Source organism: Pseudonocardia sp. (assembly GCF_050250275.1).
Lineage (GTDB): Bacteria > Actinomycetota > Actinomycetes > Mycobacteriales > Pseudonocardiaceae > Pseudonocardia.
Map to the genome: position 1 here is coordinate 1 of NZ_JBFWOY010000036.1, position 13,294 is coordinate 13,294.

Annotated in this window: 10 protein-coding genes; 3 read left to right on the plus strand and 7 right to left on the minus strand. The window is 73.6% G+C overall.

Annotated features, from left to right (window positions below):
• Positions 1-270: 270 nt before the first annotated feature.
• The 3 genes from AB7F12_RS26405 (at position 271) to AB7F12_RS26415 (ending at position 6,000) form a co-directional block, all read left to right on the plus strand.
• Positions 271-1,281: a glycosyltransferase gene (locus tag AB7F12_RS26405; RefSeq protein WP_428502143.1), complete on the plus strand. Its 1,011-nt coding sequence runs from the start codon at positions 271-273 to the stop codon at positions 1,279-1,281.
• A gap of 73 nt (positions 1,282-1,354) precedes the next feature.
• Complete coding sequence (locus AB7F12_RS26410; RefSeq protein WP_428502142.1) at positions 1,355-2,491, plus strand: glycosyltransferase family 4 protein; 1,137 nt, start codon at positions 1,355-1,357, stop codon at positions 2,489-2,491.
• Positions 2,492-2,652: 161 nt separating this feature from the next.
• A complete protein-coding gene (locus AB7F12_RS26415; RefSeq protein ID WP_428502141.1) occupies positions 2,653-6,000 on the plus strand; it encodes an oligosaccharide flippase family protein in 3,348 nt (1,115 codons plus the stop codon).
• 318 nt (positions 6,001-6,318) lie between these two features.
• Here AB7F12_RS26415 and AB7F12_RS26420 read toward each other — a convergent pair whose 3' ends face one another.
• The 7 genes from AB7F12_RS26420 to AB7F12_RS26450 are packed head-to-tail and all read right to left on the minus strand — an operon-like array spanning position 6,319 to position 13,162.
• The gene (locus AB7F12_RS26420; RefSeq protein WP_428502140.1) at positions 6,319-7,131 is read right to left on the minus strand and encodes a polysaccharide deacetylase family protein; all 813 of its coding nucleotides are present in this window, start codon (positions 7,129-7,131) and stop codon (positions 6,319-6,321) included.
• 18 nt (positions 7,132-7,149) lie between these two features.
• The gene (locus AB7F12_RS26425) at positions 7,150-8,211 is read right to left on the minus strand and encodes a glycosyltransferase family 2 protein (RefSeq protein WP_428502139.1); all 1,062 of its coding nucleotides are present in this window, start codon (positions 8,209-8,211) and stop codon (positions 7,150-7,152) included.
• Complete coding sequence (locus tag AB7F12_RS26430) at positions 8,208-8,753, minus strand: acyltransferase (RefSeq protein ID WP_428516967.1); 546 nt, start codon at positions 8,751-8,753, stop codon at positions 8,208-8,210. The genes AB7F12_RS26425 and AB7F12_RS26430 overlap by 4 nt, the downstream gene beginning before the upstream one ends.
• Positions 8,754-8,776: 23 nt before the next feature.
• The gene (locus AB7F12_RS26435; RefSeq protein WP_428502137.1) at positions 8,777-9,886 is read right to left on the minus strand and encodes a DegT/DnrJ/EryC1/StrS family aminotransferase; all 1,110 of its coding nucleotides are present in this window, start codon (positions 9,884-9,886) and stop codon (positions 8,777-8,779) included.
• Complete coding sequence (locus AB7F12_RS26440) at positions 9,883-11,004, minus strand: DegT/DnrJ/EryC1/StrS family aminotransferase (RefSeq protein WP_428502136.1); 1,122 nt, start codon at positions 11,002-11,004, stop codon at positions 9,883-9,885. Before AB7F12_RS26440 ends, AB7F12_RS26435 begins: the two co-directional genes overlap by 4 nt.
• Positions 11,005-11,012: 8 nt before the next feature.
• Positions 11,013-12,029 (minus strand): SDR family NAD(P)-dependent oxidoreductase, encoded by a 1,017-nt coding sequence (locus tag AB7F12_RS26445; RefSeq protein WP_428502135.1) that lies wholly within the window; start codon positions 12,027-12,029, stop codon positions 11,013-11,015.
• Positions 12,026-13,162, minus strand: a complete 1,137-nt coding sequence (locus AB7F12_RS26450) for a Gfo/Idh/MocA family protein (protein WP_428516965.1) — start codon at positions 13,160-13,162, stop codon at positions 12,026-12,028. Before AB7F12_RS26450 ends, AB7F12_RS26445 begins: the two co-directional genes overlap by 4 nt.
• Positions 13,163-13,294 lie beyond the last annotated feature (132 nt).

Consider the following 13,294-nt stretch of genomic DNA (forward strand, 5'->3'; position numbering starts at 1 on the left):
GCTAGTCGGTGCCCCCTTCAGTGGGGCTCTAGTCACGGTCGGTTCCCGACGTACACCGTTCGGCCTACCCGTTCGGGCGATCGGCCGCATGTCGGCCGAAGGGGCGCCGAGGCCTGCGAATCCGCAGGTCGTCGCCGGATCCGTCACAACGGGCCAGGTGGGCGCCGGGGCGCGGATCGCCCGGTCGGGGCTGCCGAGTACGGTCGGGCCGCCCCGACGAACTGCCGGAAGGTGGAGTCCGTGACAGACCCGGATACGGTTGCCCAGGCCGTGACGGAGACCACATCCGCCGAGGCGGGAGACCTGGTGACGGTCTTCGTCCCCGCGCGTGACGAGTCCGGCTACATCGGAGCCTGCCTCGGGTCGGTCCGCGCCCAGGACCACCGCAACCTCCAGATCGTCGTGGTCGTCGACGGCGGCAGCCGTGACGACACCGCCGAGCAGGTCGCCGCGATGGCCGCCGAGGACCCGCGGATCGAGATCCACCGCAACGAGCGGGGCGGCATCCCCGTCTCGCTCAACATCGCCGTCGCCGCCGCGCGCGGGCGCTGGCTCGTCCGCGTCGACGCGCACTCCACGGTCCCGGCCGACTACGTCTCCACCGCCGTCGCGCTCCTCGAAGAGGGCGAGTGGGGCGGGGTCGGCGGCCGCAAGGACGGTCGCGGCGTCACCGCGGAGGGCCGCGCCATCGCCGCCGCCCTGGGCAGCCCGTTCGGCGTCGGCGGCTCGGTGTACCACCACGGCACCGAGCGTCAGGAGGTCGACCACATCCCGTTCGGCGCCTATCCGACCGCGCTCGTGCGCGAGCTCGGCGGCTGGGACGAGAACCTGGTCGCCAACGAGGACTTCGAGTTCGACCACCGGCTGCGGCTGGCCGGCCACAAGCTGCTGTTCGACCCGTCGATGACGATCAGCTGGCACAGCCGCCAGACCGTGCGTGACCTCTACGGGCAGTACCGCCGCTACGGCCGCGGGAAGGTCGCCGTCGCGCTGCTGCACCCGCGCTCGATGCGCCCGCGCCACCTGATGGTCCCGGCGTTCGTCGCCTACCTGGCCGGTGCCGCCGTCGTCGCGCTCAAGCGGCCGCTGCTCGGGGCCGCGCTCGTCGCGCCCTACGCCGCCGCCGTCGCCGCCGCATCCCACCGCACCGCCGGTGAGCTCGAGCCCGGCGACGGCCGCCACGTCGCCCCCGCGTTCCTCGCCATGCACATCGGCTGGGGCGTCGGCTTCTGGCGCGGCGTCGCCGACGAGGTCGTCGCCCGGGTCCGGAGCACGCGATGAGCGAGCGGCAGCGAGCGACCGGTCGACACAGCGCCTGCGCGCAGCGCCGACCGAGCTCCGGCGAGGGAGAGCGATGAGCGCGCAGGAGGTCACCCCCGCACGTCACGACGCCGAGTCGACCGGCAGGCGGATGCGGGTGCTGCTCGTCGGCAAGTCCTATCCGGACCGCGGCGGCATCCCCACCTTCCTGGAGATGCTGCGCGGCGGCGCGCTCGCCGAGCGCCACGACGTCCGGCTGCTCAACGTCGCCCACGACGGCGTCCGCCAGGGCGGCAAGTTCACCACCGGCAACATCGGCCGCACCGTGCGCGACGCGCTCGACGTCCGCAAGCACGGCCGCCGCGCCGACGTCGTCCACATCCACTCCGCGCTGGCGCCCGCCGTCACGGTGGTCCGCGCCGGGCTGCTCGCCCTGGCCGGGCGGAGCCGCGGCTGCACCGTCGTCGTGCACGCGCACGGCGGCAACATCCAGACCTGGCTGACGACGCCGCTGCGGCGCGCGGTCATGCGCCTCGCCATGGCGCCCGCGCACAGCGTCGTCGCCGTCTGGACCGCCGGTGAGAACGCGCTCCGCGAGGTCCTGCCGGCCGGCAAGGTCACGCTGATCGACAACGGCGTGCCGCTCGACCGCGTCCCCGAGCCCGGGCCGCCCAGCGACCCGCCGCGCATCCTCTACGTCGGCCTGCTCACCCCGCGCAAGGGCGTCCTCGACCTCGTCGAGGCCTCCCGCATCCTGCGTGAGCGCGGCGCCGACCACGAGCTTCACCTGCTCGGCGGCGCCCCCGACGAAGGCCCCGAGGCCGAGGCCGCCGTCCGCGACAACCTGCCGCCGTGGGTCACGCTGCTCGGCACCCGCGACCCCGCCGACATGCCCGCCGAGTACGCCGCGGCCGACATCTTCAGCCTGCCGTCCTGGTGGGAGGCCATGCCCCTGTCGATCCTCGAGGCCATGGCGGGCGGGCTGCCCGTCGTCGGTACCGACGTCGGCGACATCGGCCGCGCCATCGACGACGGCGTCACCGGTCGCGTCGTACCCGTGCAGGACCCGGAGAAGCTCGCCGACGCCCTCGAACCCCTCGTGCGTGACGTCGCCGTCCGCCGGGAGATGGGTGCCGCAGGGCGCCGCCGCGTCGAGGAACACTTCGCCGCCGACGTCACGGCACGCAACCTCGACCGGCTCTACCAGGACCTCGACCACCGGAAGCGGTGACGTCCCCGGCGAGTTGGTCCGGCCGTCGCAGCGCCGCACGGGCACGCCGTTACCCTGCTCGGGGTAACACTTCGCCGAGGCGACCCGAGGATGCCGAGTTGACCAGTGCACGTGGAACGGCCGTGGGCCGTCCCGTCCTCGCCCCGGCGCGGCGGTGCTGAGTGGCTCTCGGCAAGCACCGGGCGAGCATCGCCACCACGCGCGAGGCGACGAGCGACCCGGACATCTCGACGCTCGGCAGCACGCTCAAGCGCGGCGCCATGCTCTCGGCGCTCGCGCTCGGCCTCGTGCAGGTCGTGTCGTTCGTCCAGACGCTGATCCTCGCCCGCATCCTCGACCCGGAACAGATCGGCCTCTACGCGGCCGGCACCGTCCTGATGGGCTTCCTCCTCGGGTTCTCCGAGGGCGGCCTGCGCGGCGCGCTGATCCAGCGTGAGGGCGACGTCGAGGACGCCGCCGACACCGTCTTCTGGGTCACCTTCGTCTCCGGTCTCGGGCTGGCGCTGCTGTCGCTGGCGACGGCGCCGATCGTCGGCATGGTCTTCAAGAGCGACGTCGCCGGCACCATCGCCGCCGTCTCCTCCGGCGCCGTCGTCCTGCACGCGCTCACCAACGTGCCCGACGGCCTCATGCAGCGCCGCTTCAACTTCAAACGGCGCCTCATCGTCGACCCCACCCGCGTCCTCGGCTACGCCGTCGTCACGATCACGCTCGCCGCGCTCGGTTTCGGCGTGTGGTCCATGGTCATCGGCAACTACGTCGGCATCGCGATCTGGCTGTTCCTGAGCTGGCGCTACGCCCGCTGGCGCCCCGGCGTCGGCAAGTTCTCGTTCACGCTGTGGCGCCAGATGGCCGCCTACGCCGCACCGCTGCTCGTCGAGGGCATCGTCGACCGCGTCCGCACCGCCGCCGAGACCGCGCTCATCGGCCGCCGGCTCGACGCCAACACCCTCGGCCAGTACCGCTACGGCATGAGCCTGGCGCAGCTGCCCGCGCTGGTGATCGTCCAGATCGGCTCGTACGTCCTGTTCCCGGCGTTCTCCCGGCTGCAGTCCGACCCGCCCCGCTTCGCACGCGCCTTCGAACGCGCCCTGCAGGTCACCTGGGTCGGCGCCGCACCGTTCGCCGGGCTGATGATCGCCATCGGCGAACCCGCCGTCGTCGTGCTCCTCGGCGAGAAGTGGCGCGAGGCCGGCGTCGCGCTCATGGTCATGTCCGGCTACGGCGTCGGCATCGCGCTACAGGCCGTCGGCAGCGAGGTCATCAAGGCCGTCGGCGCGTCCAAGTTGCTCAACTGGACGACCGCCACCAGCCTCGTGCTCGGCATCGGCTCGCTGATCGCGCTGCTCCCGCTCGGGCTGGTGGGCGTCGGCATCGCCATGTCGATCACCGAGATCGCCGTCGGCATCGTCGTGCTGATCCTGTCGCGGCGTGTCGTGAAGTTCTCCATCCCGCGGCTGGCCTGGATGCTCGTCCCGCCCGCGATCGCCGCCGCCGTCGCCATGGCCGCCGTGTGGTGGCTCGACCGCAACGTCTTCGGTGCCGACGAGCACGGCGTCATCCTCGGCATCCTGCTGCTGATCCTCGAGACGATCATCTTCGCGCTGATCTACCTCGCGGTCCTCACCGTCATCGCCCCGAAGCTCGGCCGCTCGCTGATCGGCGCGGTCATGAACAAGGTCCGCCGCGGCGGCAGCGACGATGACGACGACGAGGACGGCGACGAGGACGACACCGCCGGCGTCGGCGCGGGCCCCGGCCCGACCGGCCCGGACCGCGAGCTCGTCGGCGCCACACCCAGCGCGTCCGAGATGACGATCCAGCTGCCACCGATGACCGCCAGCGGCATGATCGGGCTCGCGCGCGCCGTCATCTCCGAGGGCCTCGACGACGCGACCGTCCAGATGCGGCTCATCCAGCCCATGCCGACGGTCAGGTCCCGCAACCGCAGCGACCGCAAGCTCCCGCTCGCCCCGCTCCCGCAGCGCACGAGCTCCGACGACGGCCGCAACGCCACCGACGAGACCATCGTCATGAAGGCGATCACGCCCGACACGCCGCCGCCGGCAGCCTCGGGAAAGGCGCCGGCCGCGCCCGCGGACGCGGAGCGGACGGTCACGACGCAGGCCAGGGCCGGCAGCGGTGCCGACCTGTTCGCCGCGCCCGACGACTCCTCCCGTGACGCGACGGTCACCAGCGACGGCCGGCGCTGGAGCGGCCGCCTCGAGAGCCTGCAGCCGACGGCGCCCGCCGCCGGGAGCAAGACCGCCGGGAGTGCGACAGACGCGGGCAAGACCGACGCGGGCAGGACGGGTGCGGGGAAGTCCGATGTGGGCACACCCGGCGCGGGCAAGCCGCCCGCGGCCGCACAGCCGCCCGCTCCGCCGAAGCCGCCTGCCGCGCAGCCGCCTGCTCCGAAGCCGCCTGCCGCGCAGCCGCCTGCTCCGAAGCCGCCTGCCGCGCAGCCGCCTGCTCCGAAGCCGCCTGCCGCTGCGACGCCGCCCGCTCCCGTGAAGTCCGACGCGTCCGCCGATCCCGAGGCGACCCGCGCCCAGGCGCCGGTGCCGCCGACGCCGGGCGCCGACGCCGAGGCCACGACCGTCACGCGCTCGGTCACCCCGACCCCGCCCGCCACCGACGGCACCGCTCCCCGGCGCCCGTCGCCGCGGCCGCGTCCCGCCCCACGCGACGACGCGTCGCAGCCGCCGGGGGACCCCTCGGCGACCGCGAAGGTCCCTGCGGCCCCCGAGAAGGACCGGTCCACACCGGAGCCTGCACAGCCGTCGAAGCCTGCACAGCCGTCGAAGCCTGCACAGCCGGCGAAGCCCGTCCAGCCCGCGAAGGCGGCACAGCAGCCGACCACGCCCCCACCCGGGAAGCAGGCGCCCGACCGTCCGGGCGCGGCCCCGAAGAGCGGCCCCGCCGACGAGGAGACGCGGAAGCTGGCCGCCCGGCCCCCGCAGGCGCCGACGAAGCCGGCCTCGGGCGGCACGCCGCCTCGCAAGGCCCCGAGCGGCGTACCGAACACGACGGGCCCCGAGCCCGCACCGCGGAAGCCAGGCGTTCCGAACGGGGCGCCCCCGAAGAGTGCGAACGGTGCGCCGTCCAAGAGCCCGAACGGTGCGGCACCGAAGAACTCGAACGGTGCGCCGGCGAAGAGCCCGAACGGTGCGCCGCCGAAGAGCCCGGGCGGGCCTCCGAACAGTTCCAAGGGTGCGCCCCCGAGCAGCAGCCCGAACGGCGCCCCGCCGACGAAGCCGAACGGCGCGCCCGCGAAGAGCAGCCCGAATGCCGCTCCGCCGACGAGCCCGAGCGGCACTCCGCCCCGGACCCCGGCTCCGAACGGCCCGCAGCCGGCCGGCCCGGGAACCAACGGTGGCCGGCAGAACGGCAGCAACGGGTCCGGACCGGCTGGAGGCACCCCTCAGGGCGACAACGGATCGGCCCCGCGCCCGTCCCCGCGCCCCCGTCCGCGACCGGCCCCGTCGGACGGCAACCCTCCGAAGTAGTCCAGCACGAGCACGGGATCGTCGGGGCCGCGGAGCGCAACCTCAGTGCTGTCCCGGGCGGCGTGTACGACCGTGAGGTTGCGCGCGGGTGTCGGGCGCGTCCTCATCGCTGCGGGCCGCTACACGGACAGGGGCCGGGGCCGTCGGGCGCAACCTCAGTGCTGTCCCGGGCGGCCTGTACGACCGTGAGGTTGCGCGCGGGGTGTCGGGCGCACCCTCACCGCTGCGGGCAGCCACAGGGAGAGGAGCCGGGGCCCGGACGCGCGAGTGCCCGCCCCGCGACGCGGGACGGGCACTCGGCAGAACAGGGACCCCGGCCTAGTACCACTCTTCCCAGCGGTCGTAGGCGCCACCGAGGGCGGCGCGGAAGATACGGTCGTCGTCGAAGCGGGTCACGAAGGTGCGGGGGACCGTGCCCGTGGGGCGGCGGTCCATCGACTGCGCGTAGACCGTCGTGTAGCCCGCGTCGGCGGCGGCGCGGCGGGCGGTCTCGGGCCAGTCACGGGACTGTCCGAAGGGGATCGCGAACTCGGTGGTCTCGATGCCCAGCCGGTCGCGCAGCGCGTCGCGTGAGCGTTCCAGCTCGTCGACGGTCTGGGCGGCGGTGAGCGTCGCGAAGTTGGGGTGGGTGACAGAGTGGCTGGCGATCGTGACGCCGCGCTCGGCGAGGCCCTCGATCTCACGCCAGTCGAGGTAGTCGTCGTGGCCCTTGTCGCCGTCGGCGAGCCCGCTGCAGACGAAGGCGGTCCACGGGATGTCGAGCTCGCGCAGCAGCGGCTCGACGGTGGTGAGGATGCTGCGGAAGCCGTCGTCGAAGGTCAGCGCGATGCGGCGGTCGCCCGGGGCGGTGTCCTCGGGCTGTGCGACGAGCTCGGTGGCGGGCACGAACCGGTAGCCGGCGATCTTCGCCATCTCGAGCTGGCGGCGGATGCGCTGCAGCGAGATGTCGTTGAGACCCATCTTGGGCATGCCGACGGTGTGGTACGCGAGGATGCGGCTGGTCGGCGCCTGAGGGGCCCGGGTGCGGGCGATGAGCTGCCGCTCGGTGAAGGCGCGGCCGAGGGCGGCGCGGTCGCGGGCCATCTCGGTCCGCCAGGCCAGCGAGTCGCGGATACGTTCCTGCAGGCTCACGTCTCTCCGTTCACGTGTCTAGACGCCGCGGTGCAGCTGCACGCGGTCGCGGGTCTCCTGACGGAGCTTGCGGCGCGCGGCGGCGACGACGGGCGGGCGGACGACGGCGGCGAGCCGCGGTCCGAGGTTGTGGCGGCGGCGCAGGGCCCGGCCCTCGGGGCTGTGGATCGAGCGGCTGCACGTGGTGCGGGCGAACTCGGCGAGGGCGTCGGCGGTGTCGCCGAGGGGGATGTTCTTGTCGGCGGCCCGGTCGAGGCGCATGAGCGCGTCGCGCGAGAGCGCGCGGCGCATCCGCTGCCGGAGCCGGTCGACGTCGGGCAGCAGCGTGGCGCCGCGGTCGAGGACGGCGTCGAACGCGAGCAGCCGCATGCGCAGGTCGTCGAGGCCCTGGTCGGACTCCAGGTAGGCCGACGACATGTTCTTCTCGTGGACGCGGGTGATCGACTGGTCGACGCCGGCGACGAAGCCCACGTCGGCGTAGAGCGACATGCGCAGCCACATCTCGAGGTCGCTGGTGTGGAGCATGCGGGCGTCGTAGCCGCCGACCTGCTGCTGCAGCGCGGTGCGCACGACGACCGACGGCGAGTAGACCGGGTTGGTGGCCGACGCGCAGCGCCGCCGCAGCCAGGTGTGTCCCGAGTAGACGATCGGGCGCCAGCGGCCGGTGCGCAGGGCGGGGCGGCCGTCGTCCTCGGGCTCCCACATCTGGGAGTTGCCGTAGGCGAAGCCGACGCCGGGGTTGTCCTCGAGCAGCGTGGTGGCGCGCTGCAGGGCGCCGGGGGCGAGCTCGTCGTCGGCGGAGATCAGGAGGGTGTAGGGCGCGGAGGCCCAGTCGATGACGCCCTCGTTGAACGTCCGGATGTGGCCGCGGTTCTCGGCGTGGACCTCCACCGAGACACGGGCGTCGGCGGCGGCGAGGGAGCGGGCGACGTCGGCGCTGCCGTCGCCGGACGCGTCGTCGATGATCAGGACCCGGACGTCGACGCCGTCCTGCGCGAGGACGCTGCGCACCGACGACGGCAGCAGCTCCCCGTACCTGTAGCAGGGGATGACCACATCGACCTTCGGTCCTTCGCTCATGCCGGGACGAGCCCCCGTTCGCTCTCGCGGTAGCGCTCGCCGCACTCGGTGCAGGCGAGCTCGCTGTCGAGACGGGCGCCGCAGCGGCAGACCCATCCCTTGTGGACGGCGGGATTACCGGCGACGAACGCGTGGGCCGGGACGTCGCGGGTGACGACGGCTCCGGCCGCGGCGAACGCGTACTCGCCGATCTCCGTGCCGCACACAACGACCGTGCCCGCTCCGAGTGACGCTCCCCGCCGCACGAGGGTGGTGACGAGGGCGTCGGGGTCGACCTTGTTGGCGGCGCGGGGCCGCAGGTCGTTGGTGAACAGCACGTTGGGTCCGAGGAAGACGTCGTTCTCGCACGTGACGCCGCGGAAGACCAGCGTGCCGTTCTTGACGGTGACGTTGTCGCCGAGGGTCGCGCCGTCCTCGACGAACGCGCAGTCGCAGATGTTGCAGTCGCGGCCGACGCGGGCGCCGGGCAGGACGTGGGCGAACGCCCACACCCGGGTGCCCTCGCCGACGTCGTCGCTCTCGCAGAGTCCCTGCGGGTGCACTTTGACAAGGCCGGCGAGGCTTGTCATCGAACGACGGCCTTGGCGAGCACCTCGACGACGCGCTCCTGCTGGGCCTCGGTGATGCCCGGGAACAGCGGCAGCGACAGGATCTCGCCGGCGAGGGTCTCGGAAGCGGGGAACGCGCCTTCCGAGAAGCCGAGGTCGGCGAACGCGCCGGTCAGGTGCACCGGCGTCGGGTAGTGGATGCCCGCGCCGATGCCGGCGGCGTGCAGGTCGGCCAGCACGCAGTCGCGCTCGGCGACGCGCACCACGTAGAGGTGCCAGACGTGCTCGTTGCCCTCGGCGGTGACCGGGGCCACGACGCCGTCGACGTCGGCGAGCAGCGCGGCGTAGCGATCGGCGGCGGCGCGGCGCTGCGCGTTCCACTCGTCGAGGCGGCGCAGCTTGGTCGACAGCACGACGGCCTGCAGCGCGTCCATCCGGCTGTTGAAGCCGACGACGGTGTGCTCGTACTTGCGGGGCGAGCCGTGCTCGCCGAGCAGCCGGACCGCGGTGGCGAGCTCGGGGTCCGAGGTGAGGACCGCGCCCGCGTCGCCGTAGGCGCCGAGGTTCTTGCCCGGGTAGAAGCTGGTCGCGGCCAGCACGCCGAGGGTGCCGGTGGGCTCGCCGTTGCGGCGGGCGCCCTGCGACTGCGCGGCGTCCTCGACGATCGGGACGTCGCCCACGGCGGCGCGGATGGCCTCGACGGGCGCGGCCTGGCCGTAGAGGTGCACCGGCAGGATCGCCTTGGTGCGCGACGTGACGGCGGCACCTGCGGCGGCGGGGTCGAGCAGCGCGGTGGCCTCGTCGCAGTCGGCCAGGACGACGGTGGCGCCGGTGCGGGCCACGGCCTCGGCCGTCGCGATGAAGGTGTTGGCCGGGACGATGCACTCGTCGCCGTGGCCGACGCCGAGCGCGCGCAGGGCCATCTCGATCGCGTCGGTGCCGTTGCCGACACCGATGCAGTGCGCGGCGCCGGTGTAGGCGGCGTAGGCCTCCTCGAACTCCTTCACCGCCGCACCGCCGACGAACGCGGTGCGGGAGAGGACGGCGGCCCAGCCCTCGGCGACCTCGTCGGCCACCTGGGCGTGCTGGACGCCGAGGTCGACGAGGGGAACGGGGGTGTCGGTCACGATGCTCCAGTCGGGACGGCGAGTGCGGCGGTCAGCGAGCCGACGACGTGGTCCTGGTCGGTCGCGGTCAGCTCGTGGTGCAGCGGCAGGATGATCGTGCGCCGCGTCAGGTACTCGGTCACGGGCAGCGGGACGTGCGGGTGCCCGTCGTAGGCCGGTTCGAGGTGGGCGGCCATGATGCCGCGCCGGGCGGAGACGCCGGCGTCGGCGAGGGCCTGCAGGACCTCGGTCGAGTCGGGGGCGCCGTCGGGCAGGTGCACCCAGTAGGACTGGAAGTTGCTGGTCCCGAACTCGGGGTCGGCGACGGGGCGCAGGCCCTGCTCCGCGAGGAGCGCGGCGTAGCGGGCGGCCAGCTCGCGACGCTGCGCGACCATCCCCGGCAGCCGGCCGAGCTGGACGAGGCCCACGGCGGCCTGCATGTCGGTCATCCGATAGTTGAACGCCGTCTCGAGGTAGGCCTCGAGCTTGACCGTGTTGCCCGCGGCGTGGCGGTCGGCGGCGGAGACGGACATGCCGTGCTCGCGCAGCCGCCGCAGCCGGCCGGCCTGCTCGGCGTCGTCGGTGGTGACCATGCCGCCCTCACCGGTGGTGAGGAGCTTGCGCGGGTGGAACGACCAGGCGGCGAGGGAGGCGCCGGTGCCGACCGGTGCACCGCGCAGCGTCGAGCCGGCGGCGCACGCGGCGTCCTCGAGGACCGGGACGTCGCCGGCGACGGCGCGCAGGGCGGCGATGTCGGCAGGCTGCCCGCCCTGGTGCACGGCCAGCACGGCCTTGGTCCGCGGCGTCATGACCGCGGCCACCGAGGCCGGGTCGAGGTTGCCGTTCGACTCCAGCACGTCGGCGAACACCGGGGTGGCCCCGACGTAGCGGACGCAGTTGGCCGTCGCGATGAACGAGAACGACGGCACCACGACCTCGTCGCCCGCCCCGACGCCCAGCAGGTGCAGCATCAGGTGCAGGCCGGTGGTGCAGTTGGACACCGCGACGCCGTGCTCGGCACCCACCGCGGCGGCGAACGCCTTCTCGAACTCGGCGACCTTCGGGCCCTGCGCCACCCAGCCGGAGCGCACGACCTCGGCGACCGCCGCTGCCTCCTCCTCACCGAGGAGGGGCTTCATGACGGGGATCACGCGGGCGCCCCCGCGGCGGCCGTGGCGGCGGTCTCGGCGCGCCACCAGGCGACCAGGTCGCGCAGCCCCGGGACCAGCTCGATCTCCGGGCGCCAGCCCAGGTCGCGCTCGGCCGCGGAGATGTCGGCGAGGCGGCGGGTCACGTTGTTGACCTTGCGTGCCGGGCCGAACTCGGGCTGGAGGTCGGAGTCCATCGCCGCGAGGAGCGCCTCGGCCAGGCCGAGCAGGCTCGTCTCGACGCTGGACGCGATGTTGTAGACGGTGTCCGTCGCGTCGGCGCGCGCCGCCAGGATGTTGGCGCGGGCGATGTCGTGGACGTGGACGAAGTCCATCGTCTGCGTTCCGTCGCCGAAGATCAGCGGGGCCTCGCCGCGGGCGACGCGCTCCATCCAGCGGATCAGCACCTCGGTGTAGACGCCGTAGGTGTCCATCCGCGGGCCGTACACGTTGAAGTAGCGCAGCGCGACGTAGTCGAGGTCGCGCATCGACTTGAAGCTGCGCAGCATGCCCTCGTTGAACGCCTTGGCCGCGCCGTAGAACGTGTCGTTGTTGTACGGGTGGTGGCGCTCGGTCGTCGGGAACGACTCGGCCAGCCCGTACACCGACGCCGACGAGCTGGCGACGATCTTCTTCACGCCCGCGTCGGCCGCGGCCTCGATGATGTTGAAGGTGCCGTCGACCAGCGACTCGAGCGCGGTGCGGGGCTCCTCGGCGCACTGGGTGATGCGCAGCGCGGCCAGGTGGAACACGACGTCGATGCCCTCGGTCAGCGAGGTGACGAGCGCGCGGTCGTTGATGTCGCCCTCGACGACGCGCAGCGTGTCGCCCGCGGCGGAGGTGGCGTCGGCCAGGTTCTCCCGGCGGCCGCGCACGAAGTTGTCGACGACGACGATCTCGGCGGCGTCGGCCGCGACGAGCTGGTCGACGATCGCGGACCCGATCGTGCCGGCGCCCCCGGTCACCAGGATGCGCTGGCCCTCGAGGGGCTGAGCCGTGCTCTGCTCGGCGCTCACACCGTCACCTCTCCGCGGCCGCGCCGCGACTCGTCGATCGTGGCGGCGGGGCCGCCGATGGGCTGGGGGGTCCGCTCGCGCACGATGTCGGGGACCGGGACGTACACGCCGTCCTTGGCCAGGCTCGTGGCCGCGGCCTCGAGCAGCGCCAGCACCCGCAGGCCGGACCGGCCGTCGGTGAGCGGGGCGCGGTTCTCGTTGATCGAGTCGCGGAACTCGACCATTACGCTGCGCAGCGCCTCGGTGTTGGCCAGCGCCGGGGCGATGGTGTCGCCGGTGCGGTAGGAGACGATCGTTCGGCCGCGGTTGTCGGGGCCGAGCGTCGTCGGGTCGGAGGTGTCGACGCCCCGGTCGTGCACCGACAGCCGCTGCGTCGGGTTGAGGTCGTCCCACACGATCATCCGGTTGGACCCGCCGACGATCATCGTGCGGATCTTGGTGGGGGACAGCCAGTTGACGTGCACGTGGGCGAGCGCCCCGTTGGACAGCTGGATCGTCAGGTGCGCGACGCAGGCGTGGCCGGCGCCGACCGGGTCGGACCCGTGGGCGGAGACCGCGACGGGGAACAGGTCGTCGGGCAGGATCGCGTCGAAGATCGACAGGTCGTGCGGGGCGAGGTCCCACAGCACGTCGACGTCGGGCTGGACGAGGCCGAGGTTGATCCGGACCGAGTCGAGGTACTGCAGCTCGCCGAGCTCGCCGCTACGGAGGCGGTCGCGGATGTAGCCGACCGTCGAGGTGTAGCAGTAGGTGTGGTCGAGCATGAGGATGCGGCCGTGCTTGTCGGCCGTCTCGACCAGCGCCTTGCCCTCCTCGAACGTCGGCGCCAGGGGCTTCTCGACCAGCACGTGCTTGCCGGCCTCGAGCGCGGCGGTGGCGACGGCGGAGTGGGTGGCGGCGGGGGTGGCGATGGCCACCGCGTCGACCGCGGGGTCGGCCAGGACCTCGTCGAGCGACGGGGTCGTCGCGACGGTCGAGTACTCACCCAGGACGGTGCGGGCCCGCTTCTCGTCGATGTCGCACAGGTACCGTAGCCGCAGGCCGGGCGTCGCCTGGGCGTTGCGCACCAGGTTGGGGCCCCAGTACCCGGCTCCGACGACGGCGATCCCGATCTGTGGGTTTTCGGTGGTCACGTTGGTCCTTCCTACGCCAGGCCCGGTTCGGGGAGGGAACGGGGTCCGGGGTGGAACCCCCGCCGTGCGGCGTCGGCGTCGACGGTCCAACGATAGGGTGAGGGTCGGAGACGCCGACCGGCGGGCCGCGCG

Bases quoted from the DNA above. Each gene is read 5' to 3' on its own strand.
- AB7F12_RS26440 (WP_428502136.1), bottom strand. From the start codon at position 11,004: ATGAAGCCCCTCCTCGGTGAGGAGGAGGCAGCGGCGGTCGCCGAGGTC.
- AB7F12_RS26425 (WP_428502139.1), bottom strand. From the start codon at position 8,211: ATGAGCGAAGGACCGAAGGTCGATGTGGTCATCCCCTGCTACAGGTAC.
- AB7F12_RS26410 (WP_428502142.1), top strand. From the start codon at position 1,355: ATGAGCGCGCAGGAGGTCACCCCCGCACGTCACGACGCCGAGTCGACC.